Below are 26898 nucleotides of genomic sequence, written 5' to 3' on the forward strand. Positions count from 1 at the left end.
TATGGCTGGCAATGAGGTTTTAGTGGATTTCGTGATGAACCCCGATTCCGAGCTGGATGAGCGTTCGCAACAGATCTTGAACATGGAGAAGCTGTGGTGGAAGTATGCCGGAGCCAAGGAACAAGCTATTACCAAGCAGTTCTCTATCTCGCCGACAAACTACTATCAGCTACTCAACCAGCTGATCGACACGGATGCGGCGATGGCCTATGACCCAATGCTGGTAAAGCGGTTGCGTAGACTTCGATCTACTAAGCGTCGTGTGAGCGGTACCGTCGGCGGGGAACGCTAAGTTCATAGCCGGCCTCGGCCAGCCAGACCTCGAGCAAGGACAAGAATGACCAACTACCCACGTGACGAATTCGATCGCGTTCCGGAGTTTAGTACCCGCGTTGGGTCGCATCATGCCCACGGCTGGGCGCAGTCTGCCGCCACCAAGGGCAAGGACAGCAAGCTTCGTTGGGTAGTTCTGTCCGCGATTGCGGTGTTGTTGATTGGTGGTGCCGGATTCTTCTTTGGTCCAGGCGTTGCCGATCGTCTAGCAGGGTCCGAACCGAGGCAAACCTCGGCACCGGCGGAGAGCGAAGGCTCTTCTGACCAAAGCGAAGCCGCATCCGAAAGCGCAACTCCGTCTAGCACCATCGATGACGCTGACGTGTTGTACGGACAACTCATCGGCGTGTACAACGGCGCAAGTATTGCAGGAGCTGCAGGGGCAGGCGAAGAATTGCTTGCCGAGGCTGATTTCACGAATATCGTGACGGATAATTGGACCCGAGACGCCGAGACCTCGACGGTGTATTACATGTCCGAGGCCTACCGGACCACCGCGGAAAAAGCCGCCGAAGTCTTGAACATCGATGAGGTTCTGCAGACCCGGAACATCCCCAACCGAGTTTCGGTCGTCCTTGGCGCTGACGATACGTTGAACTCGAAGTAATAATTAGCTTCGCTCACAGCCGATCAGCTTGCACTCGCCATGCGAGAGTGCCAATATTTGTATTAGCACTCATGCGTTACGACTGCTAATGCCGATCGGTTGTTCGTTTTAGAATCGAACCCTTTCGTCTCGGCGGTTGCTCAACGCACGGAGCGTGAAGAATACCTCAGATAGCGAGAGCTAATCCGAATTGTCGGCCCGATGCCGGCAACGGTGTGCTCGTCCGTCGCGGGCGCTGTCTGTCGGTTGCATTTTCGCAAAATCGTCCCCGAAAGGACCGAAAGCCACTATGGCCAAGATGATTGCATTTGACGAGGAAGCACGCCGCGGACTTGAGCGCGGCCTGAACATTCTGGCGGACGCCGTTAAGGTGACCTTGGGCCCACGCGGCCGCAACGTTGTTTTGGAGAAGAAGTGGGGCGCACCCACTATCACCAACGACGGTGTGTCCATCGCCAAGGAAATCGAGCTCGAGGATCCATACGAGAAGATCGGTGCCGAGCTCGTCAAGGAAGTTGCCAAGAAGACTGACGACGTCGCCGGTGACGGTACCACCACCGCTACCGTGCTCGCTCAGGCTCTGGTCAAGGAAGGCCTGCGCAACGTTGCTGCCGGCGCCGACCCAATCGCGCTACGCCGCGGCATCGACAAGGCTGTAGAAGCCGTCACCGCCGAGCTGTTCACCGCTGCTAAGAAGATCGAATCCAAGGAGCAGATCGCTGCTACCGCTTCGATCTCCGCTGGCGATCCAGAAATCGGCGCACTGATCGCCGAAGCACTGGACAAGGTTGGCGAGCAGGGCGTTATCACCGTAGAAGAGTCCAACACCTTCGGCCTTGAGCTGGAGCTGGCCGAGGGCATGCGCTTCGACAAGGGCTACATTTCCGCATATTTCGTCACCGACGCTGAGCGTCAGGAGACCGTGCTGGAAGACCCTTACATCCTGATCGTCAACTCGAAGATCTCCTCGGTCAAGGATATGGTTTCCTTGCTGGAGAAGGTCATGCAGTCGAACAAGTCGCTGCTGATCATCGCCGAAGACGTAGAGGGCGAAGCACTGGCCACCCTGATCCTGAACAAGATCCGTGGCCTGTTCAAGTCTGTAGCCGTCAAGGCTCCAGGCTTCGGCGATCGTCGCAAGGCAATGCTGACCGACATCGCACTGCTGACCGGTGGCCAGGTTGTTTCCGAGGAAATCGGCCTGTCGTTGGACACCGTTGGCCTCGAAGTTCTGGGTACCGCCCGCAAGGTCGTTATCACCAAGGACGAGACCACCATCGTTGAAGGCGGCGGCGACGCCGACGCTATCGAGGGCCGCAAGGCGCAGATCGCAGCCGAAATCAAGAACACCGATTCGGACTACGACCGCGAGAAGCTGCAGGAGCGCCACGCAAAGCTTTCCGGTGGTGTCGCTGTGCTGAAGGCCGGCGCCGCAACCGAGGTGGAGCTCAAGGAGCGCAAGCACCGCATCGAAGATGCTGTGCGTAACGCTAAGGCAGCTGTTGAAGAGGGCATCGTCGCCGGTGGTGGCGTGGCTCTGATTCAGGCAGGCGCCGCAGCATTCGCCAAGCTTGAGTTGGAAGGCGACGAAGCCACCGGCGCGAACATTGTTCGTGTTGGCATCGAAGCACCACTGAAGCAGATCGCACTGAACGCCGGCATGGAGCCAGGCGTAGTCGCCGACAAGGTCAAGGGCCTGCCAGCTGGCCACGGCCTGAACGCTGCCACCGGTCAGTACGTTGACCTGCTGGAAGCCGGCGTCAATGACCCAGTGAAGGTGACTCGTTCGGCCCTGCAGAACGCTGCATCTATCGCAGGTCTGTTCCTCACCACCGAGGCAGTCGTTGCAGATAAGCCAGCTCCTGCTGGCGCTGCCATGCCAGGTGGCGACGACATGGGTGGCATGGGCGGAATGGGCGGCTTCTAAGCTTCCGTACTTCCCAGGCACCTGTCTCGCAGGACAACCTGAACCCGAGGGCTTGCTTCACCACGAAGCAGGCCCTCGGGTCGTTAACCGGCAAGCAGAGTGCGTTTGAGCGTTCTCAGGCTTGCACGTGGAGTCGGTCAAGCTCGGCCTCAAGGTTCGCCCGTGCTTGTTTTTCCCAGCGTTCCTGAGCAGACGCGGTGCAATACAGCCGGTCTTTTCGCAGGAGCTCACGAAGAATGCTTGCTCGGCCTCGGGCAAAGTCTGCTGCCGGCACATGATCGTATTCGTCCCGGATAGCTTGGGCATAGCGTTGATAGGCCTTGGCTGGTCGTGCCAAAACCTCTAGGTCTGCGTCGCTGAGCAACGCTCCGAGCAGATCGCCTTCGGCAGGTCGATGCTCGATGGTCAGCAGAATCAATTGTTGAACCTTGGCAAGAGCCCTATCGGTAATCAGCCCATGCAAGCTGCGCGCTGCTAAGTTTGCAGAATCTTTTTCGTCCTCGGCGGTGCCATCGTAGACGGCATCATGAAACCAAGCAGCCAACTCCAATATTTGCCGATCCTGCGCCTCAACCTGTGTGCCGCAGAGCCAGTCCAATGACTCAAGGACCGCGAGCAGGTGTACTCGATCGTGATAGCGGCGGTGCTTCTGGCTCCAGCGAAGCAATAAATCCTCAGCCATGGCCCGTTGCCCGGGCAAGGTCCGCTCCCACCGTTTCAGCAATGCGGGATTGAGCCGTTCGGGGCGGAACCGGGCAGGGATCCGAAGTCCGGAATGGACTAAGGCGCGGACCAAGTCGCTACCAGAGACTTCCTGGGCTCCGGCCGCCACGAACTCTTCGTAGCGTTCCTGCGGCACATCATAGTGGTCCCTGTCGAAGGCTCTCTGCCGGATGCCCATGCGGCTGGCGAACTGGTGCAGCTCCAGCAGCGAGGTGTCGGAGACTAAATGGGAAAAGAGTGTCCCGTGAGCGGGCCAGCGTGGCGGGTCGATCAGTATGCTCATGATCTAAGCGTACCGAGGGACCCGCTCCAACGGCTCAGTAGCGGAACAGCGAGGTGTTGACCTGTTCGACTTCTTCATACTGCATGGACGCATGGTTTAGCGCCGTTGCGATGCTGCTCAAGGCCTCTTCGATGCGTACGTGAGTGCTGCGCCATTCGGCCACAATCGACTGGAAGGAAGCGGCGGCCGAACCCTGCCAGGTGCTTTGAAGCTGATCCAGATTCATCTGCATCGTGGAAACTTCGGAGCGCAACCTGTCGATGGTGTTCATGACCGCCTGCGACTTGACCTGCATTTCGCCGGTGTTGGTTGAAAAGGTACTCATGGGGTGATCCTGCCTTACGGGGAGATCCGATAGATGAGATCACCATAGGGCGGGCAGCACAAGCGCAGCGCGAAGCTCCCACATGCTGTGGACAACATAAACGCGGGTTCTAGTCCTCGTCCTGCTGCTCGTGGTCACGCGGCTCCTGCATCGGCACATAGGGCAGGCAGATGGCCATGGTTGCGCCCCCGCCAGGAGTTTCGCTCAGCGCAACCGAACCGCCGTGCTGCTGGACGATCGCGGCGACGATCGCCAGCCCCAGGCCCGAGCCGCCGGTTTCGCGTTGACGCGAGCTATCGGTGCGGTAGAAGCGCTCGAAGATACGGTTTGCGTCATCCTCTGGAATGCCCGGTCCGTGATCTCGAATCTCGAGCACCGCATCCATGGCACCTGCCACGAGAGAACGAACTCCCACGGCGATCTCGATAGCTGAGTCTTCGGGGGTGTAGCGCAGTGCGTTGGTGATCAAATTGGCAATGACCTGGCGGATGCGCGCGTCATCGCCGACCGTGCTGGCTGGAGAAGGATACTTGGTGTCCAATCCGACCAAGGTAACTTTGCGTAGTGGCGCTCGGACCTTGGTGTCCTCGGCGGCGTCCTGTCCGAGTACCAGCAGGTCGACCGATTGCTTTTCGAGGGGGCGCTGCTCATCGAGCCGGGCCAGCATAAGCAGGTCTTCGACCAGGTGAGCCATGCGTTTGGATTCGGCTTCGATACGTCCCATAGCTGAATCCAGCGCTTCGGAGTCGGCAAGTCCCCCATGGCGGTAGAACTCCGAATAGCCCTGGATGGTCACTAGGGGGGTGCGCAGCTCATGAGAGGCGTCTTGGATAAAACGACGCATCTTGTTTTCCGAGGCCTCACGGTCGCGGAAGGCCCGCTCGATCTGTGCAAGCATTGCGTTCAAGGAGCGGGAGAGTCTGCCGACTTCGGTTTCCGGCGGATAATTGCGTACACGCTGGGATAGATCTCCTTCGGCAATCATGGCTGCGGTGCGTTCGACGCGGATCAGCGGAAGCAATGACCGGGAGGTTAATCCGTAGGCGATCATTGACATGAGCAAGGTCGCCAACAGGCCGGTTGATAAGACGAGGATGGCGGTCTTTTGAACCGTGTCATTAACGTTTTCCAACGGAAGCGCAATGAAAACATTCATCTCGCTGGTAGGCAGCGGAACGATCATGGCACGCCAGCCGGCCGAGCCGGAGTGGATGCCCGGAATGGTCACGGGTGCCCACGGTGTCTTAGCCAGCTCGGCCATTTGCACTGGCGCGAGCAGGGGAGTGTCGCTGGTGTTACCGGGGGTAACCCGGCTTCGAGGCATGATGTAGACGATCTTGCCGTTTATATCTCGAATGTCCGCATAGGAGCGGTTCAGCCCCAGCAACGTTGAATCGATGCCAGCGTTTCTGCCAGATTGATCATTGTCCAAGGAATACTGGTAGGCCTTGTTCAGGCCAAAGCCCATGGTGGGGCCAGCAACGTTGAGCTGATCATCGATCTGGTTGGTCATCGAGATGCGAAGTGTGTGTGCGGAGCCGAACGCCGTGGCGCCGACGCCGCAGATCATCAGCGCGCACATCAACATCACCAATTTGGTGCGCAACGAAGTGCGACGCCACAGCGTTCTAAATGCCTGCATGTAATGACTTTACAATCCCTTGGGCCACCAAGCGGCATCGGCCCTAGCGGCGGTCCGGGGTACGCATCAAGTATCCGACGCCGCGCTTGGTCTGAATCAGAGCAGGCCACTCGGGGCGGTCAACCTTGCGACGCAGATAGGAAATATATGATTCAACGATCGAAGCGTCGCCGTTGAAGTCGTACTCCCAGACATGGTCCAGGATTTGTGACTTGGACAGTACGCGGTTCGGGTTCATCATCAGGTAGCGCAGCAGCTTGAATTCGGTAGGCGATAGATCAATGACCTCGCCTGCTCGACGCACCTCATGTGCGTCGTCATCAAGTTCAAGGTCGGCGACCACTATGGTGGCGTTCTCTTCTTCGCCCGTCGCGGTGCGGCGTAGCACCGCACGAATGCGGGCGACAACTTCATCAAGACTAAATGGTTTGGTGACGTAATCATCTCCACCGACAGTCAAGCCGGTGACCTTGTCACTGGTGTCATCGCGAGCAGTCAGGAACAGCACGGGGAAGTGCCGTCCGGCAGCGCGTAGCTTGCGGGTGATGGTGAAGCCGTCCATGTCTGGAAGCATGACGTCCAGAACCGCGAGATCTGGTTCTTCTGCTTCCACGGCTGCGAGAGCCTCGCGGCCGTTGGCTGCGGCGACCACCTGGAAACCGGCGAATCGCAGGGACGTTGATAGAAGTTCGCGGATATTAGGTTCGTCATCCACGACAAGGAGTTTGGCCTCTGGGGTTTTTGCACTCATAAACCCAGTGTGCACGCGGAGACTGGGAGTCTGCTGAGAGCCCTCTGGGAGTGGCGGTTAGCTGTTGCGGCGTTTTCGGATATTACCGATGATGACCACGCCGGCCAGTATGAAGGCCAGAGGTAAACCGAAAACGCCGAATGCCATGATGATCGGCGGGATTGAAATTTCCTTGAAATACAACACGAGGACCGTCATGAGGGACAATGCCGAGAGGACCGCGAGTGTAATTGCGGTGCGGGAAATGACGGTCAAGGTAATCGATGAAGCGCTCACGGCTATTAACGATACAGCGCTTCTAATGCAGCCGCCGTGACTCAAGGTGAAGTTGCGGGCCTCAAGGTGTCATAATCTAAGGTATTCGACTTAATTCGAATCCGTACGTTGAGCACCCGGTAGAAGTATATGTACGACCCGGATGAATGCTCCATGGATCCGGAGATATGAAAAGGCGTAGCGTGAAGTAAATTAGTTGCACTGATTTGCGCTACAGCACGAGAAACGAACGAGGTAAGGGATCATGCCTAGCGGCAAGGTTAAGTGGTACGAAAAGGCCAAGGGCTTCGGATTCATTACCACCGAAGATGGTAAAGAGATATACGTGAACGCCGCGGCGCTGCCGGAAGGCGTTCATGATCTGCGCCCGGGCACACGCCTGGAGTTTGGCGTGGCCGAAGGCCGCCGTGGTCCTCAAGCGCTGAGCCTGCGCATCTTGGAGGAAGCTCCGTCGGTGGCTCGCGCAAAACGGAAGAATCCCGAGCAGCAAGCCGCAATGATCGAGGATCTGATCAAGGTTCTTGATCAGGTATCCAATACCTTGCGCAAGGGGCGATATCCTGAACAAGCACACGGCAAAAAGGTTGCTACCGTGCTACGCGCGGTAGCCGATGATCTGGACGTTTAAATAATGGCCCGTAAACCCAAGTTAGACACCACCCTCGCGGAAGCGGTTGATGTTGCGCGCAACGCACTCATCGAGATCGCGGCAGAAACGGAGATCGGTGAGTATCTCGGAGCCACGCCCGAAGGTGAACGATTAGTCACCCATCGATTTGTCTCCCAGAAAAAGGGTTATCGGGGCTGGACTTGGTTCGCGACAATCGCACGGGTGCCACGAGCAAAAGCTAAAGACCTAACCGTTTGCGAAGCTGGCATTGTTGCCGGTGAAGACGCACTTCTTGCACCGGCATGGGTCCCGTGGGCCGAGCGCTTAGTCAAAGAAGAAATCGAGGCGGCGGAAGCCGAGGCCAAAGAGCCCAAGGATGAACCTGACCCTAGTGCAACCGCAACTGAGAACTCCGGCGCAGAGAACACCGCTGCCGATCCCGCTGGGAACGAAACCCTGGAGGACTTGTCGGAGCCGACCAATGCCACAGCCGAACACGAAGCAACCGGCCAACAGGAGGCGACGTCCGAACAGGGAATCAAAACCCCTGCGCGCCGTCAGGTGCGTCGGCGACGCACCGCGCAACGCACGGCGGCTCGTCGCCGCGCAGCCCAGCGTAACCGGACACGCAAGGAAAGCTAGCGGAGCGAGGCATTAGAAAAACGAAAGCGATCCGCGGTTTCGCCCCAATGGGGTGAAACCGCGGATCGCTTTTGCTCGCTCAGAAGTTAGAGCTGCTCGATGACATAATCAATGCTCTTCAGCAGTGCCGCGACATCACTCGGATCGATAGCCACGAAGGTCGCGATACGCAGCTGGTTTCGGCCGAGCTTGCGGTATGGCTCAACATCCACCACGCCGTGGGCGCGCAGCGCCTTGGAGATTTCCGTCGCGTCCACCGAGTCGTCGAAGTCGATCGTGGCGATGACGTTTGAGCGGTGATCCGGGTTGGCTACATATGCCGTGGCAACCTTTGAAGCCTCGGCCCATGCGTAAATCTGGCCAGCTGACTCGGCGGTGCGAGCCGCCGCCCACTTCAAGCCGCCATTGGAATTGATCCACTTGACCTGCGCATCGAGAGTCACCAAGGTGGTCAACGACGGCGTGTTGTAGGTCTGGTTCTTCAACGAGTTGTCCAGCGCAGTCTTCAGATTCAAGAAGTCTGGGATCCAACGATCGGTAGCTGCAATCTCCTCGATGCGTGCAATTGCTGCGGGGGAGGCGAATGCAATCCAGAGGCCACCGTCGGAAGCAAAGTTCTTCTGCGGGGCGAAGTAGTACACGTCGGTCTGCGCCAGATCTACATCCAAGCCGCCAGCGGCACTCGTTGCATCAACGACGATCAGTGAATCTTCGTTGGCACCCGGAACGCGCTTGACCGGGGCAGCGGAGCCAGTGGATGTTTCATTATGCGGCCAGGCATAGAGATCCACGTCAGCTTCGGCAACGGGGCTCGGAACCGAACCAGGCTCGGAGGTGATAATCGAGGAGGCCGCAAGGAATGGGGCCTTGTCGGTAGCGTTGGCAAACTTCGAGCCGAATTCACCAAAGGACAAGTGCTGAGCTTTATTGCGCACTAGGGAGAATGCTGCAGCGTCCCAGAATGCGGTGGCGCCGCCAACTCCGAGAAGCACCTCATAACCCTCGGGTGCGCTAAACATTTCCTTCAAGCCATCCTGCACGGACGCAACCAGATTCTTGACCGGCGCCTGACGGTGGGAGGTGCCCAATAGGTCGGCACCTGCGTCCACGATTGCCTGAATTTGCTCGGGGCGAACCTTGGACGGTCCTGCGCCGAATCGTCCGTCGGCTGGCAGAAGGTTCCTTGGAATGTTGATGCCGGTGCTCATCTCGCTCCTCTAATAGCGTTTTGATTGAAGGTGCTGACTTCCCGACCGATCGCGAGCGCGAAGGAATAGTTCAGGATAGTTACGACGTTTCAGTTAACATCTTCGCAAACTGCGGGAGATGAGAGAAAAACGAGACCGTCGGTTACGACATGCAAACTACGAGGCCGTCGCAGGGATTGCGGCTATACCAAGTAGAGTTGCATACTGACGTTCCGATTTCTTATGCGAACCTAACTGTTGTGACTTCCAGGAGTGGCTAACGTGTCTGACCTAATTGATACAACCGAGATGTACCTGCGTACCATTCTTGAGCTTCAAGAAGAGGAGATCGTGGCTTTGCGCGCGCGAATCGCAGAACGTCTGGGGCATTCCGGCCCCACCGTGTCGCAGACAGTCGCTCGAATGGAACGCGATGGGCTCGTTGTGGTTTCTACCGACCGTCATCTTGCCTTAACCGAAAAGGGTCACGAACTGGCAACGGGCGTGATGCGTAAGCACCGGCTGGCCGAACGCTTGCTATCGGACATGATCGGTCTTGAATGGGAATATGTACATGATGAGGCGTGTCGCTGGGAGCACGTGATGAGCGAGCGTGTCGAGCGTCGTTTATACGACCTGCTGGGCAAGCCCACGGTCTCTCCGTACGGCAACCCAATTCCCGGGCTTGAAGTCCTTGGCGGGCCAAAAGTAACCGAAATCTCACATGAGGTCGAGAATCTAGATAACGCGTTGCTCTCCGGGAACATTGGCCCGGTGGCCATTGAGCGTCTTGCAGAGCCGATCCAGACCGACCCAATCCTGCTCGGACAACTGAACGAAGGCGGAATCCGGCCCGGAGCGATCGTTAGTTTAGAGCGCGCAGATGATTACGTCGTGGTTCGCGTGCAGGGCGTCGAAGGTGCGCTGGAACTGCCAGTCGAAGTCAGTGCGCACGTTTTTGTACGCACTAAATAAGGTAACGAAATTGTAACTTTTCCGATCGAACGGTAGGGTTATCAAAGGGTGCCAGTTGTCTAACTGGTGCCGATTCCGAGAGCGTAAACGCCGAGTATTGTCCTGCCTCTTGGATGCGAAATGATTTTTAAGGGCAATAGCGGGGAACCCACTCATTCGACGAATACTTCGTCTTGGGGTGAAGTCATGCCAACAGGCAGGACCGGACCAATCTCAGGGCCGAACCCGACAGCTAACTTCGCAGGTGTAGATATGAGAGGAATGTTTTGGCAGAAACCAGGACGACGGGTCGACGCCGTGCCGCAGACGTCGAGATCGATGCGATCACTGAGATCGCAGCGGCCGCCACAGAACGATCCGTTGGTCGCCGCGCATCACGCGCAGCCGCTGTCGAAGCAGTAGCAGTTCCAGAGCCGCTTTGCGCCGATTATGTCGGGCGCCGCTTTGAGTCGGGTCAGCGTTACGGCGTTGCGCCAACGCAGAAAACTCTTGCTACCCAGGATGTTGACGGAAACGTCATTGCCCTACCTACAGCTAAGCCAGTTGTTGCGCCTGAAGGCGTAGTAGCAAGTAACGAAGAGCTCGTTCAGAGCCTTCGCGCTTCGCCAAAAAAGACTTCCCGACTTGGGTTTACCCACAAGATCGCTGCTGTTGCCGCGGTATCGGGTTTGGCACTAGCCGCGGTTTCTCCGCAGCTCAGTAGCGCCGTGCCTGAAGAGGGCCCAGTGGTAGCGGGCGCGCAGCGCACCGCAACTTCCGCAGTGGTCGATGTTAAAGCTCCAAGCGATGCTGGCTTAGATGTGCAGCGTGCGGCTTTGAAGTCCGACATCAACCCCAAGGTGGCCAACGAAGAAAAGCTCTCTGAAATCCTCACCGCTTCCGGCGGCGACATTCAGAAGGTCGGTTCGACCGGTGGATTGCTCGAGCGTCCGGTGGATAGCAACCGCATTACCTCAAGCTTTGGGCACCGCAAGAACCCAACTGGCGCCGGCTTCATGATCCACAGTGGCACAGATTACGGTGTGCCGAGCGGCACAAAGGTTTATGCCGCAGCATCGGGCAAGGTCACAGTCTCCGGATGGGCAGGTCATTCCGGTCAGCGGGTCACCTTGGCCCATGGAAACGGCCTGGAAACCGGGTACAGCCACAATTCGCAACTACTAGTCAACGTGGGAGACACCGTCAAGCGCGGAGATGTCATCGCTTTGGCTGGTAGCACCGGTAATTCCACCGGACCGCATGTGCACTTCGAAGTAATTGTCGACGGTCAGTTCAAAGACCCCGCCGGCTGGTTATAACGACGTTCGTCACCTTACCGTGATCAAAACGTGACATTTGAAAGATAGTCCTATAGGCTAAACAGCGTGCCAAGGGGAATCCTTGAGCAACATTGCGTGAGAACCGAGCACTGCCAACGCGCAATGAGCAGTTATACACAACTCGTACGGCAGTGACGGGGGAACCAACATCGGGTCGTTAGTTTTGGCTAACAACCCTAGGGGTTAAGTGGAAGAGAAGGAAACTTCGAATCCACCGAGGTAACTCCACTTCGAACCCGACAGCTTACCTCGTAGGTATCAAGGAGAGGCTTTATTGTGACCAAGCGTCAAGCGCCGGGACGCCACCGCGCCCCAGCAGCACGTACCAACCCACTTGCTAGCATTTCGCAGGCAGTGTCCTCGAATGCAGGCTCGGTCGGACGTCAGGCAGCCGTTGTTGCTGCTGCGTCCGGTCTGATCGTCACCCTGGGCGTACCAGGTCAGGCAACCGCCCCACGTGACGTATCAGCTTCCCCGGTTGACACGATCAACCCGGAACGCGTTGCTGTCAAGGCAGTCAAGGTATCCACCAAGAAGGCGGATAACGTCGAGATCGAGCGCGCCAGCTTCACTGCTGAGCCAAAGCCCGAGCCGGTCGTTATCGCTGTCGCTGATGACATCGAGCCAACCACTCGCGAAAACTCGGGCAACTCCGATTCTTCGGGTAGCTCGGACTCCATGGCACCAATGACCCGCCAGAACCGCGGCGGCAATGGCCAGCAGAGCGCGCCAACTGAGACCAAGAAGGAATCCACCAAGCAGGAATCCTCGGTCCCGAGCAAGAACCTCACCGGTATCGCGGCTACGGCTTCGAAGTACTCGGGCGTTCCATACGTCTGGGGCGGAAACACTCCAAGCGGCTGGGACTGCTCTGGCTTCGTGAAGTACGTCTACGCGCAGCACGGCATCAACATCGCTCGTGGCACCTCCGCGATCCTCGGATCCGGCCAGTTCAAGCGCACCAGCAGCCCGAAGCCGGGCGACTTGGTGTTCCAGAACGGTGGCGGCCACGTAGGCATCTACCTAGGTGGAGGCCAGATGATCGGCGCGCAGAACCCAACCGTGGATACCATGATCCACTCGGTGACCCGCAACCCGATGTACGGTTACTACACTCTAGCTGGCTAAGCAGCCTGCTCCCATTGGCCATCGAACGTAATGTTCAGTGGCCAATGGTCGTTTAACCGGGTGAACTACGGGCTACTTCGCGATGAAAATCAACGAATATCTTCCTAATCTTGAAGCCAAATCGGCAATATATCGCATAGGCTAACGGCAAGAGATCTAACTGCGACGAGCTCGTCGTCATCAACTTCTAGTGATGCACACAAGCTCATTGAAGGAAATATGCGAATGCGAACGTTGGTTTTGAACGCAGGTTATGAGCCATTAGCGGTGGTGACTTTCCGTCGCGCCTTGCTCCTTGTGCTTGCCGAGAAAGCAACAATCATTTTGCAAGATCACGAGTCACCCGTGCGCAGCTCGCACGGCGACTTACCGCGCCCCACCGTGATCGTGTTAAAACGATATGTGCGACGCCCCTACAGGAACATGAATCATGTGACCCGTAGGGGCGTTCTTCGTAGAGACCACTTCCGCTGCGCCTACTGCGGAAAAACCGCTAACACCATCGACCACGTAATTCCGCGCAGCAGAGGCGGGCAGAATACCTGGGAGAACCTCGTAGCGGCCTGCTTGTCGTGTAACAGCCGCAAGGCCGACAAGATGCTCTCGCAATTGGGATGGCAATTGTTGCTCACACCGCATCAGCCAAGGGTGGGAGGGCATCTGGTTTCCGGACTTGACCATATTGATTCTTCATGGGCTCAATACCTTCATGCCAGCTAGGAAATATTCGGACTCCGTGAGATGTTGAGACGTTAGTACTAATCTGAACAAATCACGGAGGTAACTCGTGAGTATGGAAGGCGCGGCGTGGAGTACGCTGTGGCAGCTCTCAAAGAGCGAACAGCGACGTGCATATCGTCCAGAGACCCCGCGGCGTGTTTTCGACTTCGCACTCAGCTATAAAGCACGTCTGATAATCTTCGTGATTTTCTCTGTATTGTCAGCGGCAATTGCTGTCATCACACCGGTGCTTGCCGGACGAGTCGTTGACGCAATCGTGGCGCAAGGCAGTTGGGAGACCGTGCGGAACTTGGCGATCGTTATGGTGGTAGTCGCCGTTTTCGATTCGATATTCGCGATGCTCGTACGCTGGCAGTCCTCTAACCTCGGTGAGCAAATCATCTTTGATCTTCGCACCAAGGTATTTGACCACGTGCAGAAGATGCCCATCGCGTTTTTCGCACGAACTCGCACCGGAGCACTGACCTCCCGGCTCAATTCAGATGTTATCGGGGCCCAAGCCGCTTTCGCCGGAACCTTATCCGGAATCGTTTCAAATGCAGTTGCACTGATCCTGACCGCTATCGTCATGCTCACTACCTCCTGGCAGGTCACGATCCTGGCGCTGGTCCTTTTCCCGCTGTTCCTGCTGCCGGCAAGACGCTTCGGAAAGTCCCTAGCTGGGCTGCGCAAGGAGTCGGCAGATCTGAACGCTTCAATGAGCACCCAGATGACCGAACGATTCTCCGCACCCGGAGCTACGCTGATCAAACTCTATGGGCGTCCCAACGAAGAATCCGAGCAATTTGGATTGCGGGCTGCGCGAGTACGCGACATCGGCATCAAGATGACCATGCGGCAATTCGCATTTGTAACGGTGCTAGGGCTGGTCGCGGCGCTTTCGCTGGCCCTAGTGTACGGACTGGGCGGGTTCTATGCCTTGCGTGGCGAGATGGCGGCGGGTGACGTGGTAGTGCTCGGGATGCTCATTATCCGCCTGTATACGCCGCTTACGGGACTTGCTAACGCCCGCGTGGAGATCACCAGCGCGCTGGTTAGCTTCGACAGGGTGTTTGAGGTGCTAGACCTCGAACCGCTGATCAAAAACGCCCCGAACGCGATTGCCCTTCCAGTAGAGCCTGTGGCAGTGAAATTCGACAAGGTGAACTTCGCTTACCCGAGTGCCGAGGAAGTGTCGCTAGCCTCGCTGGAAGATACTGCGGTGCTCGACAAACGCGGTGGCGAAGAGATTCTGCACGATATTTCCTTTGAAATTCAGCCCGGTCACACCGTCGCGTTGGTCGGCTCTTCCGGCGCTGGTAAATCGACCATCGCGCAGCTGCTCGCACGGCTCTACGACGTGCGTGGCGGTGCTATCACGCTCAACGGACACGACCTGCGCGATATCACCCTCAAGTCCCTATATGGCGAACTGGGCATGGTCACCCAAGACGGGCACTTGTTGCACGAGACCGTACGCTCCAATTTGTTGCTGGCAAACCCTGACGCCAGCGAAGAGCAACTTTGGTCGGCTTTGGAAGACGCGCAGTTGCGGAGCCAAATCGAAGCCCTCCCGGACGGACTGGCCACGGTGGTCGGGGAACGCGGATACCGGCTATCTGGCGGTGAACGCCAACGCCTGACGATCGCCCGAATGATTCTGGCGAATCCGGGACTGGTCATTCTCGACGAAGCAACTGCAGCTTTGGATTCACGCAGTGAACTTGCTGTGCAGCTGGCGCTGTCCCAGGCGCTGGAAAACCGCACGGCTTTGGTCATTGCCCATCGGCTTTCAACGATCCGGCAAGCGGATCAAATTTTGGTGATCGACGGTGGACGCATCGTTGAACGTGGAACGCATCAGAGCTTGCTAAGCGCACAAGGCGCCTACTCAAAGTTCTATGAAACTCAGTTCAATTCGGCCCAGGACCCGGATCGCAACTAAAGCAGCTTATGCGCCATATTCCTGCACTACGCGGAACTCGTGGCGATGCCAGAGAACCGGTGAGCTGTCATGGCCGCGGGCACCAATGAAAGTGGTTCGAGGTCGGTCCTCAACGCCACGTGACAAACTCTTCTACATATCTGCTCGTTAGTTGGGAGCGTTTCTCCGAGCGAGAAGGGTAGGCAATACGTGCTGGCGTAATAGTGGGGCGATGTCATCACGCAATAGGGCATCGTGGGGGTGGATCCACATGAGCTCTTCGAGTTCGGCTAATGGTTTGGGGGAACCGTTATATCTTGCGCCGAACAAATAGGCTTGTATTGAGGTGTCTGCTTCATTGGCCGCCGGTCCAAGCCATTGGCCGTACTCTGCAAAGTCTTTTTCCTCGAACTTCACCCCTAATTCCTCATGTACCTCGCGCATCACGGTCTCTAAGGGTGTCTCGCCCGCTTCCGGTTTTCCGCCGGGTTGCATGAATTTTGAAGTCCCACGCTTCCGAACAAGAAGAATTTGTCCCTGATCGTTGATTAAACACGCTGCCGAGATAGTTAAATTTTTCATCACCAAAACACAATATCGCGTGTGAAAACTCGTGACGAATGGTAACGTGCATTATTGGATCTCCAACGTTTTTAGTTGAGCAACGTCGTGATTAGAGAACTCGCAGTTTCAGATCGTACGACGACGTCTTGGCCGGATGTTGGAATAGAGAGATCGATCCATCAAATTTATAGATCTATGGAGCTTTAATGCGACGGGGAACAAACTTAGGCCGCCTTGGCGATTTTAACCAGGCGGTTATCCTTGAGTCCATCCGACGAGCCCCGGACGGCATCAGCCGTGTGGAGCTCGCAGGTTCGACTGGACTTTCACCACAGACAATTTCAAACGTCGTTCGTCGTCTTCTTGACGATGGCATCGTTCGCGAAGACCGAACCATTGTGTCCGGTCCAGGTAAGCCGAGAACCGTTCTGGAACTAGAGGGAAACCGATTAGTGTCCATCGGCATCCATCTTGACCCAAGCGTGCTGACCTTCGTGGCCATGAACCTGCGCGGCGAAGTATTGCGTGAGCGCAGTATCGATGTACCGAATCTCGAAGTAGCCGCGGAAACCATCCAGCTGATGGCAGACACGGTCAAGGAATTGATTTCCGAGATTCGTGTGCCGAAAAAACACATCGTCGGTGTCGGCATTGCCGTACCCGGACCGGTTAACGTCGAAGACGGTGTGGTGCTCAACCCACCGCTGCTCGATGGCTGGGCAGATGTAGAGCTGGTCAATCCACTTCGTAAGCTACTGCGCTTGCAGGTAATCATCGAAAAGGACACCATCGCATCTGCGGTCGGTGAGCGTTGGCAGTCCAAGGAAGAGAAATCAGATGATTTCGTCTTCGTTTACTGCGGCCACGGCTTCGGCGCAGGTATCGTCATCGACGGCGAAGTCCACCACGGTTCGAGCAACAACGCTGGCGAAATCGGGCATTACTCCACCGGACGCAAGGCCGTCGCCTGCGAAGAGTGCGGCGCCGACGATTGCTTGGCTACAGGCACCTCCTACGAGTTCATGGCCGCCCAGGCTAAGGAACGCGGACTGGAACTGCCGACCTACGAAATCATGGGCCCGGAGCAGCGCTCCGAAGGCATCAACCGTCTCACCGAACTTGCGCTGGAAGGCAACGCCGTCGCCAAGGAGCTGATCATTGAATCGATGATTCGGGTGGGTGAAGTCGCCGGACAGCTGGCCAATGCGCTGGACGTCCGCGAGATCGTCTTCGGCGGTCCACAGTGGGACAAGGTTCGCGAGCTCGTTGCTGATGAAGTCGATGAAGCCGTTCAGCGTCGCTTCGGGCTACGTGCAGTCCACGAGGTCGGTACCCGCACCTCGAGCCTAGGCTCGCAGGTTGGCGCCATCGGTGGCGCATGCGTCGTCATGGATGCCTCGCTCTCGCCGAAGGCTACCGCACTGCTACTGCGCTAAGTCGTTCGATAAGACCAACAAAAAGTTGAGGTCCCGCTCCGGTTAGGAGCGGGACCTCAACTTTTTGTTGGTGCCCCTGGCCGGAATCGAACCGACGGCCTACCCTTTAGGAGAGGGTCGCTCTATCCTACTGAGCTACAGGGGCGCAGGCGCTAAGCGCGCCATCAACACTATCCTACTAGGAAGTTGATGATGAATTTGTCAGGATGACTGCTGTCGAATCTGAGCCATTTTCTTAATCATCGCCTTGTTCGCACGACGAGCCGCCAAGCCAAAGACTAGCGCAGCCGTGATGAATAGCGTGGCCCACCGAATCGTGGTCAGGATCGAAGCGAGCACGACGGTGCTTTCGTTGAGTTCCGCGCCGAAGAGCGAATCAATGGCAAAGTTCTCCCACAGGTCGGTCACCGCAAACAGCAACGGTGCCAGCCAGGCCAGCCAGCGCATCTGACGGTTGGGGATCCACCGAATGAAGATCAGCATGGAAAACAGCCCGGTCAGCAACGGGAACAGCAATCCGGCGGTCTTGTGAAGATAATTTAGCTGTCCGGTGGCATCCGAATCCATGGCTGCACGTAGCGCTTCAATATCCGACACCGTGTAACCGAAGACACGCTGATCTGGCATGGCTAACCCGTTGCTGAGATCGGTCATCTGGTGCATCGTGAGCAGGTGGTAGTACACAAAGAGGAACACGCACGTGACCAACCCCGCCGATATCAACAGCATCGGATTGGAAGTGGATTCACGTTGCTGCGCAGAATCTCGCAGTCCTTGACCGAGCCTCTTGGCCTGCTCATCTTGGAAATGCGCTGGCTTGCGGTACTCTTTGCTCTTCTTAACGTTCTTTGCCATACCGTCCATTATGCCGGGTAGGTCGGTGAAACCGTCGCAGAGCCCACGTAGACTGGCTTCACCATGGATTTCCTTAACGATGACTTCGCCGCGGAGCCGGCACAGCGCACTTTACCAACGCCCGAAGAGCTATTGGTGGGGATGAACGAACAGCAAGACAAGGCAGTTCGCTATCACGGCGGTCCGCTCTTGATCGTTGCTGGTGCTGGCTCTGGTAAGACCCGTGTGCTGACTCATCGCATTGCGTATTTGCTAGCTACCGGACGGGCCCGACCGCACGAAATTCTTGCTATCACCTTCACCAACAAAGCCGCAGCGGAAATGCGTGAGCGCGCTTCCGCGCTGATCGGTGAAGATCGGGCAAAAAAGATGTGGATCTCTACCTTCCACTCCTCATGTGTACGCATTCTGCGCCGTGAGGCGGCAACTATCGGTTTGAAGTCGAACTTCTCGATCTACGATTCGGCCGACTCCCTGCGCTTGATCACGCTTATTGCCAAGGGACTGGACATTGATCCAAAGCGGTTCACGCCCAAGGCCATCGCCCACAAGATCTCGTCGTTGAAGAACGAACTTATCGACGAAGAAGATTTCGCCTCCACCATGAACACCAATGATCCGTTCGCGCGAGCCGTGGCAGAGGTCTACCGGGGCTATACCCGACGGCTGCGCGCGGCGAACGCGATGGACTTTGACGACCTGATTGGACAGGTCGTTTACATGTTCCGGGCCTTCCCAGCGGTGGCGGACAACTATCGTCGCCGCTTCCGCCATGTGCTGATTGACGAGTATCAGGATACGAACCACGCGCAGTACTCGTTGATACGAGAACTAACCGGACCTGATGGGCTGACCATGCCTGGCGAACTGACGGTGGTCGGCGACTCCGATCAGTCGATTTATGCGTTTCGTGGAGCGGATATTCGCAATATTGTGGAATTCGAAAAGGATTACGCAGACGCGGCGACGATCAAACTTGAACAGAACTACCGTTCCACCCAGAACATCCTTTCGGCAGCGAACGAAGTGATCAAACGGAACCCGGACCGCAACGATAAACGACTGTGGACGGCCAGCGGGGACGGCGATCAGATCACCGGTTACGTGGGCGAATCCGAGGGGGACGAGGCGCGCTGGATCGCAGAGGAGATCCTTCGGCTCAACGACGAAGAAGACGTGCGACCGGGCGATGTAGCCATTTTCTATCGCACCAACGCTCAGTCCCGAGCTCTCGAAGAGCAGCTCATGCGCGTAGATCTAAAGTATCGGGTGGTTGGCGGCACCCGATTCTACGACCGCAAGGAAATCAAAGACGCCCTGTCTTATTTGCGAGCATTGGTGAATCCCGAAGACGACATTAACGTTCGCCGCATCCTCAACGAGCCCAAACGCGGCATCGGCGACCGAGCCGAAGGAGCGGTGGCAGCGCTAGCCGAACGCGACCGGATCTCATTTATGGAAGCGTTGCGCCGTTCCGATGAAGCCCCGGGTCTAGGGACTCGTGGCATCAAGATGACCGCGGCTTTTGTGTCTTTGATGGACGATTTGAAGACTGTTGCAGAAGGCTCCGGCCCGGCCGAAGCGCTGGAAGCGGTGCTGGAGCAGACCGGATATCTCGAGGTGCTTCGCGCGTCGAGCGATCCGCAGGATGAATCCCGGGTAGAAAACCTTGCAGAGCTCGTCGCGGTGGTCCGTGACTATGTGAATGATGAGCCGGAGGGGGGCCTGGAAGGGTTCTTGGAGCGGGTGGCGTTGGTGGCCGACGCAGATCAGATTCCCGAGGCGCCTACGGATAGCGAAGGCGCAGAAATGGCGGCTCGTGAAGGTGTGGTCACGCTGATGACGCTGCACACCGCGAAAGGGCTGGAATTCCCGGTAGTGTTCCTGACCGGCATGGAACACGGAGTCTTTCCGCACCAGCGTTCCATGACCGACGAAAAGGAATTGGCAGAGGAACGACGTTTAGCGTATGTGGGGCTAACGCGGGCTAGGGAACGGTTGTACCTGACGCGTGCCGAACAGCGTAGCTTGTGGGGACAGTCGCAATATAACCCTGCAAGTCAGTTTCTCGATGAAATTCCTTCCCACTTGTTGGACTGGAAGCGTGAAGGAGCCCAGCTTTCAGGGTGGGGTGCGAGTAACGGAACGGTGAATTTCGCCACGAGTCGGTATGACCGTGGATCTCATTGGGGTGCCGGCAATGCTTCGAATTTTGCATCTCGTGGGCACAACGCCGCTCCGGTGGCCAAGCAGCGCGTGCAGCAGAACAAAGAAATTGTCATTCCAAAGGTTGGTCAAAACGTGAAACATTCTGGCTTTGGCTTGGGTGTTGTTATCGCGATCGAAGGTGTCGGTGATAAGACGGTTGCAAAAGTGCAATTTGCTGACTCGGAAAAACGGCTTCTATTGCGTTACGCGCCATTAGAAATGGTTGACTAACCGAAGAATCTTTGGCGCGCGCTTTGAGGTTTCTTGAAACCGGCGACAGGCTGCTCGGCGGTTCTCTACAGCCTGTAAAAGTGGGAAGTTTGTAAAAGTAGGGATAGTCTGAGAGGTGCGCACGGCTACGGCGCCGTATGACTGCCGATAGTTACGTTGCGCTCTCTAGGGCGTGGCATGGATTTCGATTTATGGCCATGTCGCGAGTCAGCATGAACTTCGAACGAAGGACACAAACCCGTGGACCTGTATGAGTACCAGGCGCGCGATCTATTCGAGGCACACGGGGTTCCCGTGCTTGCCGGTATCGTCGCTTACACCCCGGAAGAAGCCAAAGCCGCAGCTGAGAAGATCGGCGGCGTTGTTGTAGTTAAGGCACAGGTCAAGGTCGGTGGCCGCGGTAAGGCTGGCGGCGTTAAGGTTGCCAAGACCGCAGACGAGGCTTTCGAGCACGCTTCCAACATTCTCGGTATGGACATCAAGGGCCACACCGTCAACAAGGTCATGATCGCCCAGGGCGCCGACATTGCTGAGGAATTCTACTTCTCGGTACTGCTGGACCGTGCAAACCGTAACTACCTGGCCATGTGCTCGGTAGAAGGTGGCATGGAGATCGAGGTGCTCGCAGTTGAGCGTCCGGACGCACTGGCAAAGGTCGCCGTCGATCCATTGGTTGGCATCGACGCTGCCAAGGCCGACGAAATCGTTGCCGCAGCAGGTTTCCCTGAAGAACTGCGCGCAAAGGTTGCCGACACCCTGCAAAAGCTGTGGGTTGTTTTCAAGGAAGAGGACGCCACCCTCGTTGAGGTGAACCCGCTGGTGAAGACCGGTGCCGGTGACATCGTTGCACTGGATGGCAAGGTTTCCCTGGATGAGAACGCATCCGAGGTTCGCCACCCGGCTCACGAAGAGCTTGAGGACAAGGGCGCAGCAGACCCACTGGAAGCCAAGGCAAAGGCCGCTGGCCTGAACTACGTCAAGCTGGACGGCGAAGTAGGCATCATCGGTAACGGTGCTGGCCTAGTTATGTCCACCTTGGATGTTGTAGCCTACGCGGGCGAGAACCACGGCAACGTGAAGCCAGCTAACTTCCTGGATATCGGCGGTGGAGCCTCGGCTGAGGTTATGGCTGCAGGCCTGGACGTCATCTTGAATGACCCACAGGTCAATTCGGTCTTCGTGAACGTTTTCGGTGGCATCACCGCATGTGACGCCGTAGCAAACGGCATCGTTGGCGCGCTGAACACCTTGGGCGATTCCGCTAACAAGCCGCTGGTTGTCCGCCTTGACGGCAACAACGTTGAAGAAGGCCGCGCCATCCTGGCCGAAGCCAACCACCCACTGGTGACCCTGGCAGCAACCATGGACGAGGGCGCCGACAAGGCTGCCGAGCTCGCCAACGCAGCGAAGTAAGAGGGATAAGCGAACAATGAGCATTTACCTGAACAAGGACTCCAAGGTCATCGTCCAGGGCATCACCGGCGGCGAAGGCACCAAGCACACCGCCCTGATGCTCAAGGCTGGCACCAACATTGTCGGTGGCGTGAACGCCCGCAAGGCCGGCACCACCGTCACCCACGGTGACAAGGACATCAAGGTGTACGGCACCGTGGCTGAGGCCAAGGCCGAGACCGGCGCAGACGTATCGATCGTCTTCGTCCCACCTAAGTTCACCAAGGACGCAGTCGTTGAAGCTATCGAGGCCGAGGTTGGCCTCGTCGTAGTCATCACCGAAGGCGTTCCAGTGCAGGACTCGGCCGAGTTCTGGGCGCTGGCACAGTCGAAGGTTGACGCCGACGGCAACCAGATCACCCGCATTATCGGCCCTAACTGCCCAGGCATCATCACACCAGGCGAAGCACTGGTCGGCATCACCCCGAACAACATCACCAAGAAGGGCCCAATCGGCTTGGTATCCAAGTCCGGTACCCTGACCTACCAGATGATGTTCGAACTGCGCGACCTGGGCTTCTCCACCGCCATCGGGATCGGCGGCGACCCAGTCATCGGTACCACCCATATCGATGCCCTGGCCGCTTTCGAAGCTGATCCAGAGACCAAGGCCATCGTGATGATCGGCGAGATCGGCGGCGACGCTGAAGAGCGCGCAGCCGACTACATCAAGGCCAACGTCACCAAGCCAGTTGTTGGCTACGTGGCTGGCTTCACCGCTCCCGAGGGCAAGACCATGGGCCACGCTGGCGCCATCGTCTCCGGCTCGGCAGGTACCGCTCAGGCCAAGAAGGAAGCTCTCGAAGCTGCCGGCGTGAAGGTAGGCAAGACTCCTTCGGAGACTGCCGTCCTGTTGCGCGAAGTTTTCGCGGCTCTCTAAGCCCTAGGCAACTCGCAGACGCGAAAAAGCCCCATGGCATCGGTTTTCGATGCCGTGGGGCTTTACCTGTACTCGGACAATGTCCTAGCCGCGTAGGCCAGCAGCTGCGTCCGTGTCGACCCTCAAGAACGAGGAGCCGATGACCGCGAAAGCACCAGGTATCAAAAGCATCCGGTGCTTTGGGTTATAGAAAATTTCCTCGAGCGGCGAAGCGATAACTCGCCGGATCTTTTCCAAGAGCCGCTCGTTGTCCAGAGACAGACGCTCCTGCTCGGTTTCAATCACCACACGATCTTGTTCAGTGCTCACCGATGCGCTCATCCAGTCGTCACTCGGTGTACTCAGAGTCTCCGATTTAATCAGGGACACGGTTATAACCGCCTTCATCTTGCGTTGTGCCACCGGAGAAGACCTCCGGGGCTTGCCTCTTTGCCTGCGCTCAGTGTGGCAGAGAACACGCAACTAGACATATTGAATATAGCGCGATTCGCTGGTAAAAGCCCGTCAAACAACGCAGATGTAATAAAGCTGTTATTCGAGCAACCCGCGAATATCCTGAGCCGTCAAAGCCTTCGAGAATCCATCGGCTTCGTCCATAACCGTGGAGATCAGCTTCCGCTTGGATTCTTGGAGAGCAACAACCTTTTCTTCGATGGTGCCCTGGGCAATCATCCGGTAAACCATCACCTGGCGGGTTTGCCCGATTCGGTGGGTGCGGTCGATCGCCTGCGCTTCTACGGCAGGATTCCACCAAGGGTCAAGTAGGAAGCAGTAGTCGGCCTCGGTTAAGTTCAAGCCAAAACCGCCGGCCTTCAACGAGATCAGGAACAGCGGCGCTTCGCCGTCCTTGAACTGCTCAATGACCTTCGCACGGTTGCGTGTGTTGCCGTCCAGATATACGTACGGGATACCACGTGCTTCCAACTTTGCCGCAAGGACCTTCAGGTAGGAAGTGAATTGTGAGAATACCAAAGCGCGGTGCTGTTCGCTGAGCACATCCTCAAGCTGCTCGAAGAGCGCTTCCAACTTAGAGCCCGGGATTTCGGCAAGTTCCGGGTCAACCAGAGAAGGTTCCAAGGCAAGCATGCGTAGATGGGTCAGCGACTGGAAAATCGTAAAGCGGTTGCGGTCTAGATCCTCAACAAGGTGCAAGATCTTCTGTCGCTCACGGTTCAGATGCGTGTCGTACACATGCTGGTGCTCTTCGCTCAGACGCACCAAGACCTGCTGTTCTTGCTTGGCGGGGAGATCCAAGACGACAGATTCCTTGGTGCGGCGCAGCATGAAAGGTTTCACGCGGCGCTGCAGTAACTTCAGGGTTTCCTTATCGCCTAGCACTTCAATGGGACGGGCAAACTGGCGGTTGAACCGGCTGGTATTCATGAACAGCGATGGAGAAGTCAACGAAAGCAGCGCGCCGAGCTCGGCGAGGTTGTTCTCCATTGGCGTGCCGGTGACCGCCAGCTTGAAGTTCGTCTGGATATTCACCGCGCTGCGGTGGGCCTTGGTCGAACGATTCTTCACGAACTGAGCCTCGTCCAGGATCAGGCCAGCGAATCGCTGGGATTCATACATCTCATCGTTGAGCCGAAGCAGCGTGTAGGTGGTCAGGATGACGTCATAGTTGGCCACTAGTTCGTTCAGCTCGCGTTCGGAACCGAGGGTACCTTCTACGGTGATCACGCTCAGGCTCGGAGCGAACCGTTTGATCTCCATCTCCCAGTTGGAAACAACGGAGCTTGGAGCAACGACGAGGAAGGGGGCACTGTTTCGCTGAGCGGCTGGTAGCTGCGCCACATGCTTCGGGTCATCCCAGAGTTTGCGTGCGTGAAGCATTAACGCGATGGTTTGAAGGGTTTTGCCCAGTCCCATGTCGTCGGCAAGAATGCCGCCAAAACCGCCTCGGTACAGGCGCGCAAGCCATTGATAGCCCTCGACCTGATACGGGCGCAAGGTGGCATTGAGCGTATCGGGCACTTCGGCCTCTTCACCTTCCGCCACACGCAGGAGCGAACGCATGCGCCCGATAAATAGGTCGGCACCTTCGATTCCCTCGGCAAGCTCATCAAATTCATCGAAGAGCGAGACTTGGAAGACCGAGAGCTTCAGGTCGGCATCCTTGGGCTTGTCATTCAGCGCCTGAGCCTCATCGACCAGCGCCTTCAGCTTGGCAAATAACGGGTGGTCCAGTGAGAACCAGGTGTTATCCGGAAGCTTGACCTTCATGGCTCCGCTGGTGAGCGCCTCGAGAATGGTGGAGAAAGGTACTTCATGGTCGCCTACGGCGATCAGCAAGCCCAAATCAAGCCAGTCATTGCGTTCGTGGCTCACCGCGTTGATCTTCAGCCGCGGAAGTTCACGTAGCTGACGGTAAACCGGGCGAATACCTTCTTCGGTGATCTTCATGATGGACAGGCCATGTAGGGCGGGCAGCAGCTCCGAAACAAAAACAATCATGTGTTCACCGGAGAAGAACTTCGAGTCCAAGTCGTGGTTGCTGATGCCTGTGTGCCGCTCGAAGACGTCATTGACCGTGCTACGCAAAGAATCCTCGGCCTGGGCGTCATAGACCTCGCGGTCGTTGGGCACTCCCGGGTAGTGGATCTGGAAATCAATGGTGGCAGATTCCTTGATGCTGCCATCTTCCTTTTCCTCACGCATGAATTTCACATCAGCGTGGACCATCGGCGGGGCCAGGGCGGGAAGTACCAGATCCTTGCTTATGCTGCGCAGATTGAAACGGCGCGCAAGGCGCGCGTACGAACCGGCGAAGAAGTCCTGCATTTGATCTTCGGGAACCTGCAAGGGTTCGCGATTCTGAAACCAGCGGCGGTGCTGAGCGGGAACGATCTCTTGGCTTGGCGCCAACCAGATTTGTTCAGGTGCTTCCAATTCAACATAGAACCCGTGGTCCGAGATCGTTCCGCTGGGAGTCTCTGCGTTGAGCGTTAGGCCCTGACCTGCAATGTTCAAGTGTCCAGCCACGGTGAGCGATTTGTCCTGGCCGAGGTCGGCGAGCAACTCAAATCTGGACTGGCGGTCAATATTCACGCTGGTCTCATTGCGGGTGCTAATCAGCTCGATGCCAAGATCTTGAGCTTCGCCAAGCATTGGCCACAGCAGATCCGAGGCATACTCATCGAGGAACAGCCAGTCTTCGTCGACCTTAAACTGCAGCTGAGTGTTGCTTCGAGCTAGCGCAGCAAAACGGGTGAACCAATGGTGCTGATTGCGCAGCATATTCCAGCCGTAAGTCTTGAACGCTATGGTAGTCCAGCGCAGCTGTCCACGAACCCAGCGTCCCTCGGAATTGCGCACCATGGGGCGGACGCCCAAACGGAAGCGTTTGTTGCGCGTGGGGTGGGGGACCGCTCCCGAAGGCATCCACTGCTGTTGCTGGGAGGTATTTTTCGAATCAAAGACCATGAACTGCAAGGCCATGGCCACGACCGGGTCATTTGGGGACCCTAAGAGTCCGTCTGCGGGCCCCGGCTCGGGTTCTTCAAACCAGGTGTTCACTTGCTGGGACCAAGCGGCAACGGTCTTTTGCTCTTGGACGACCGCCGGGCGGGGCAGCTTTGCGATCTTATTGGCGGTGAGGGACAGCGCCGCGATATGTGGGCAGATCGAGCCTTTGTCGCAGCTGCAGGCCGAAACGTCGATGGACCAGCCCGAAGCGCTGCGAATTACCGTGAGAGTGGGTGAGAACTTCTGACCATCTTCGAGGACGGTACCCGAGATGACACTCGAGGTTTCGTCAAAGGCGACCTCAGTCACTGATTCGTCGTTCTTGGCAAGTTGTTGCCCGAAGAAGAATGGAACGTCACCCAGGTACGCCAGTAGGTGCCTTGCGTCAATGAGTGGTGGCACAGAATCAGTCATCCTCTCATCGTTTCACGT

At 57.1% G+C, this 26898-nt stretch carries 24 protein-coding genes, 1 tRNA gene, 1 pseudogene and 2 riboswitches; of the genes and pseudogenes, 15 read left to right on the top strand and 11 right to left on the bottom strand.

Annotation, left to right across the window (positions count from 1 at the left end; translation table 11 throughout):
* Position 1 precedes the first annotated feature (1 nt).
* The 3 genes from CQ019_RS14860 to groL all read left to right on the top strand — a co-directional run bounded on the left by CQ019_RS14860 (position 2) and on the right by groL (position 2867).
* The gene (locus CQ019_RS14860; protein ID WP_096256066.1) at positions 2–292 is read left to right on the top strand and encodes a DUF3263 domain-containing protein; all 291 of its coding nucleotides are present in this window, start codon (positions 2–4) and stop codon (positions 290–292) included.
* A gap of 45 nt (positions 293–337) precedes the next feature.
* Complete coding sequence (locus tag CQ019_RS14865) at positions 338–940, top strand: LytR C-terminal domain-containing protein (RefSeq protein ID WP_105554219.1); 603 nt, start codon at positions 338–340, stop codon at positions 938–940.
* A 289-nt stretch (positions 941–1229) separates the two neighbouring features.
* A complete protein-coding gene (gene groL, locus CQ019_RS14870; protein WP_096289217.1) occupies positions 1230–2867 on the top strand; it encodes a chaperonin GroEL in 1638 nt (545 codons plus the stop codon).
* Positions 2868–2982: 115 nt separating this feature from the next.
* Here the strand turns inward: groL and CQ019_RS14875 are convergent, their stop codons facing one another.
* The 5 genes from CQ019_RS14875 to CQ019_RS18325 form a co-directional block, all read right to left on the bottom strand.
* Entirely contained in the window at positions 2983–3873 is an 891-nt protein-coding gene (locus tag CQ019_RS14875; protein WP_096289215.1) for a DUF4031 domain-containing protein, read from the bottom strand.
* A 34-nt stretch (positions 3874–3907) separates the two neighbouring features.
* Positions 3908–4198, bottom strand: a complete 291-nt coding sequence (locus CQ019_RS14880) for a WXG100 family type VII secretion target (protein ID WP_096289213.1) — start codon at positions 4196–4198, stop codon at positions 3908–3910.
* A 109-nt stretch (positions 4199–4307) separates the two neighbouring features.
* Complete coding sequence (locus CQ019_RS14885) at positions 4308–5840, bottom strand: cell wall metabolism sensor histidine kinase WalK (protein ID WP_105554218.1); 1533 nt, start codon at positions 5838–5840, stop codon at positions 4308–4310.
* Positions 5841–5883: 43 nt separating this feature from the next.
* On the bottom strand, positions 5884–6591 hold the full coding sequence (locus CQ019_RS14890) for a response regulator transcription factor (protein WP_096289209.1): 708 nt from the start codon (positions 6589–6591) through the stop codon (positions 5884–5886).
* A 57-nt stretch (positions 6592–6648) separates the two neighbouring features.
* Positions 6649–6867, bottom strand: a complete 219-nt coding sequence (locus tag CQ019_RS18325; protein WP_146112497.1) for a hypothetical protein — start codon at positions 6865–6867, stop codon at positions 6649–6651.
* A gap of 244 nt (positions 6868–7111) precedes the next feature.
* Here CQ019_RS18325 and CQ019_RS14895 point away from each other — a divergent pair, with 244 nt between their 5' ends.
* Both CQ019_RS14895 and CQ019_RS14900 read left to right on the top strand, forming a co-directional pair.
* The gene (locus tag CQ019_RS14895) at positions 7112–7495 is read left to right on the top strand and encodes a cold-shock protein (protein ID WP_096289207.1); all 384 of its coding nucleotides are present in this window, start codon (positions 7112–7114) and stop codon (positions 7493–7495) included.
* A gap of 3 nt (positions 7496–7498) precedes the next feature.
* Entirely contained in the window at positions 7499–8119 is a 621-nt protein-coding gene (locus tag CQ019_RS14900; protein WP_105554217.1) for a DUF3027 domain-containing protein, read from the top strand.
* Positions 8120–8205: 86 nt separating this feature from the next.
* Here the strand turns inward: CQ019_RS14900 and serC are convergent, their stop codons facing one another.
* Positions 8206–9327, bottom strand: coding sequence for a phosphoserine transaminase (gene serC / locus CQ019_RS14905; RefSeq protein WP_105554216.1), 1122 nt, complete (start codon positions 9325–9327; stop codon positions 8206–8208).
* Between the two features lie 261 nt (positions 9328–9588).
* Between serC and CQ019_RS14910 the strand changes: the two genes are divergently transcribed.
* The 5 genes from CQ019_RS14910 to CQ019_RS14930 all read left to right on the top strand — a co-directional run bounded on the left by CQ019_RS14910 (position 9589) and on the right by CQ019_RS14930 (position 15393).
* Entirely contained in the window at positions 9589–10281 is a 693-nt protein-coding gene (locus tag CQ019_RS14910; protein ID WP_096289201.1) for a metal-dependent transcriptional regulator, read from the top strand.
* Positions 10282–10359: 78 nt separating this feature from the next.
* A riboswitch (cyclic di-AMP (ydaO/yuaA leader) is annotated at positions 10360–10545 on the top strand.
* A gap of 2 nt (positions 10546–10547) precedes the next feature.
* Positions 10548–11579, top strand: a complete 1032-nt coding sequence (locus tag CQ019_RS14915; RefSeq protein WP_105554215.1) for a M23 family metallopeptidase — start codon at positions 10548–10550, stop codon at positions 11577–11579.
* 124 nt (positions 11580–11703) lie between these two features.
* Positions 11704–11873: riboswitch (cyclic di-AMP (ydaO/yuaA leader) on the top strand.
* 3 nt (positions 11874–11876) lie between these two features.
* Positions 11877–12728, top strand: a complete 852-nt coding sequence (locus CQ019_RS14920) for a C40 family peptidase (protein WP_258133673.1) — start codon at positions 11877–11879, stop codon at positions 12726–12728.
* Between the two features lie 225 nt (positions 12729–12953).
* The gene (locus CQ019_RS14925; RefSeq protein ID WP_105554213.1) at positions 12954–13448 is read left to right on the top strand and encodes an HNH endonuclease; all 495 of its coding nucleotides are present in this window, start codon (positions 12954–12956) and stop codon (positions 13446–13448) included.
* A gap of 67 nt (positions 13449–13515) precedes the next feature.
* Positions 13516–15393 carry an ABC transporter ATP-binding protein gene (locus tag CQ019_RS14930; RefSeq protein ID WP_105554212.1) on the top strand — a complete coding sequence of 626 codons (1878 nt, stop codon included), beginning with the start codon at positions 13516–13518 and terminating at the stop codon, positions 15391–15393.
* A gap of 147 nt (positions 15394–15540) precedes the next feature.
* On the opposite strand, the gene CQ019_RS14935 is transcribed toward CQ019_RS14930, so the two are convergent.
* On the bottom strand, positions 15541–15954 hold the full coding sequence (locus CQ019_RS14935; RefSeq protein WP_181148547.1) for an NUDIX domain-containing protein: 414 nt from the start codon (positions 15952–15954) through the stop codon (positions 15541–15543).
* Between the two features lie 188 nt (positions 15955–16142).
* Between CQ019_RS14935 and CQ019_RS18800 the strand changes: the two are divergent.
* Both CQ019_RS18800 and CQ019_RS14940 read left to right on the top strand, forming a co-directional pair.
* Positions 16143–16307: pseudogene (locus tag CQ019_RS18800) on the top strand (winged helix-turn-helix transcriptional regulator); the annotation flags it as partial.
* Positions 16308–16388: 81 nt separating this feature from the next.
* The gene (locus tag CQ019_RS14940; protein WP_258133682.1) at positions 16389–17372 is read left to right on the top strand and encodes an ROK family protein; all 984 of its coding nucleotides are present in this window, start codon (positions 16389–16391) and stop codon (positions 17370–17372) included.
* Between the two features lie 68 nt (positions 17373–17440).
* Here the strand turns inward: CQ019_RS14940 and CQ019_RS14945 are convergent.
* Together CQ019_RS14945 and CQ019_RS14950 are read right to left on the bottom strand one after the other, a co-directional pair.
* Positions 17441–17517 (bottom strand) — tRNA-Arg (locus CQ019_RS14945).
* 56 nt (positions 17518–17573) lie between these two features.
* On the bottom strand, positions 17574–18227 hold the full coding sequence (locus CQ019_RS14950) for a hypothetical protein (RefSeq protein WP_105554209.1): 654 nt from the start codon (positions 18225–18227) through the stop codon (positions 17574–17576).
* A 63-nt stretch (positions 18228–18290) separates the two neighbouring features.
* Between CQ019_RS14950 and pcrA the strand changes: the two genes are divergently transcribed.
* The 3 genes from pcrA to sucD all read left to right on the top strand — a co-directional run bounded on the left by pcrA (position 18291) and on the right by sucD (position 22998).
* Positions 18291–20666, top strand: a complete 2376-nt coding sequence (pcrA, locus tag CQ019_RS14955; RefSeq protein WP_105554208.1) for a DNA helicase PcrA — start codon at positions 18291–18293, stop codon at positions 20664–20666.
* Positions 20667–20906: 240 nt separating this feature from the next.
* Positions 20907–22079: an ADP-forming succinate--CoA ligase subunit beta gene (gene sucC / locus CQ019_RS14960; protein WP_105554207.1), complete on the top strand. Its 1173-nt coding sequence runs from the start codon at positions 20907–20909 to the stop codon at positions 22077–22079.
* Positions 22080–22095: 16 nt separating this feature from the next.
* Complete coding sequence (gene sucD, locus CQ019_RS14965; RefSeq protein ID WP_105554206.1) at positions 22096–22998, top strand: succinate--CoA ligase subunit alpha; 903 nt, start codon at positions 22096–22098, stop codon at positions 22996–22998.
* Positions 22999–23082: 84 nt separating this feature from the next.
* Here sucD and CQ019_RS14970 read toward each other — a convergent pair whose 3' ends face one another.
* Complete coding sequence (locus tag CQ019_RS14970) at positions 23083–23307, bottom strand: hypothetical protein (protein ID WP_096253737.1); 225 nt, start codon at positions 23305–23307, stop codon at positions 23083–23085.
* A 222-nt stretch (positions 23308–23529) separates the two neighbouring features.
* Entirely contained in the window at positions 23530–26868 is a 3339-nt protein-coding gene (locus tag CQ019_RS14975; RefSeq protein ID WP_181148532.1) for a DEAD/DEAH box helicase, read from the bottom strand.
* Between the last annotated feature and the right edge of the window lie 30 nt (positions 26869–26898).

The sequence above is a fragment of the Arthrobacter sp. MYb229 genome, assembly GCF_002975405.1.
In the GTDB taxonomy this organism is placed as follows: domain Bacteria; phylum Actinomycetota; class Actinomycetes; order Actinomycetales; family Micrococcaceae; genus Glutamicibacter.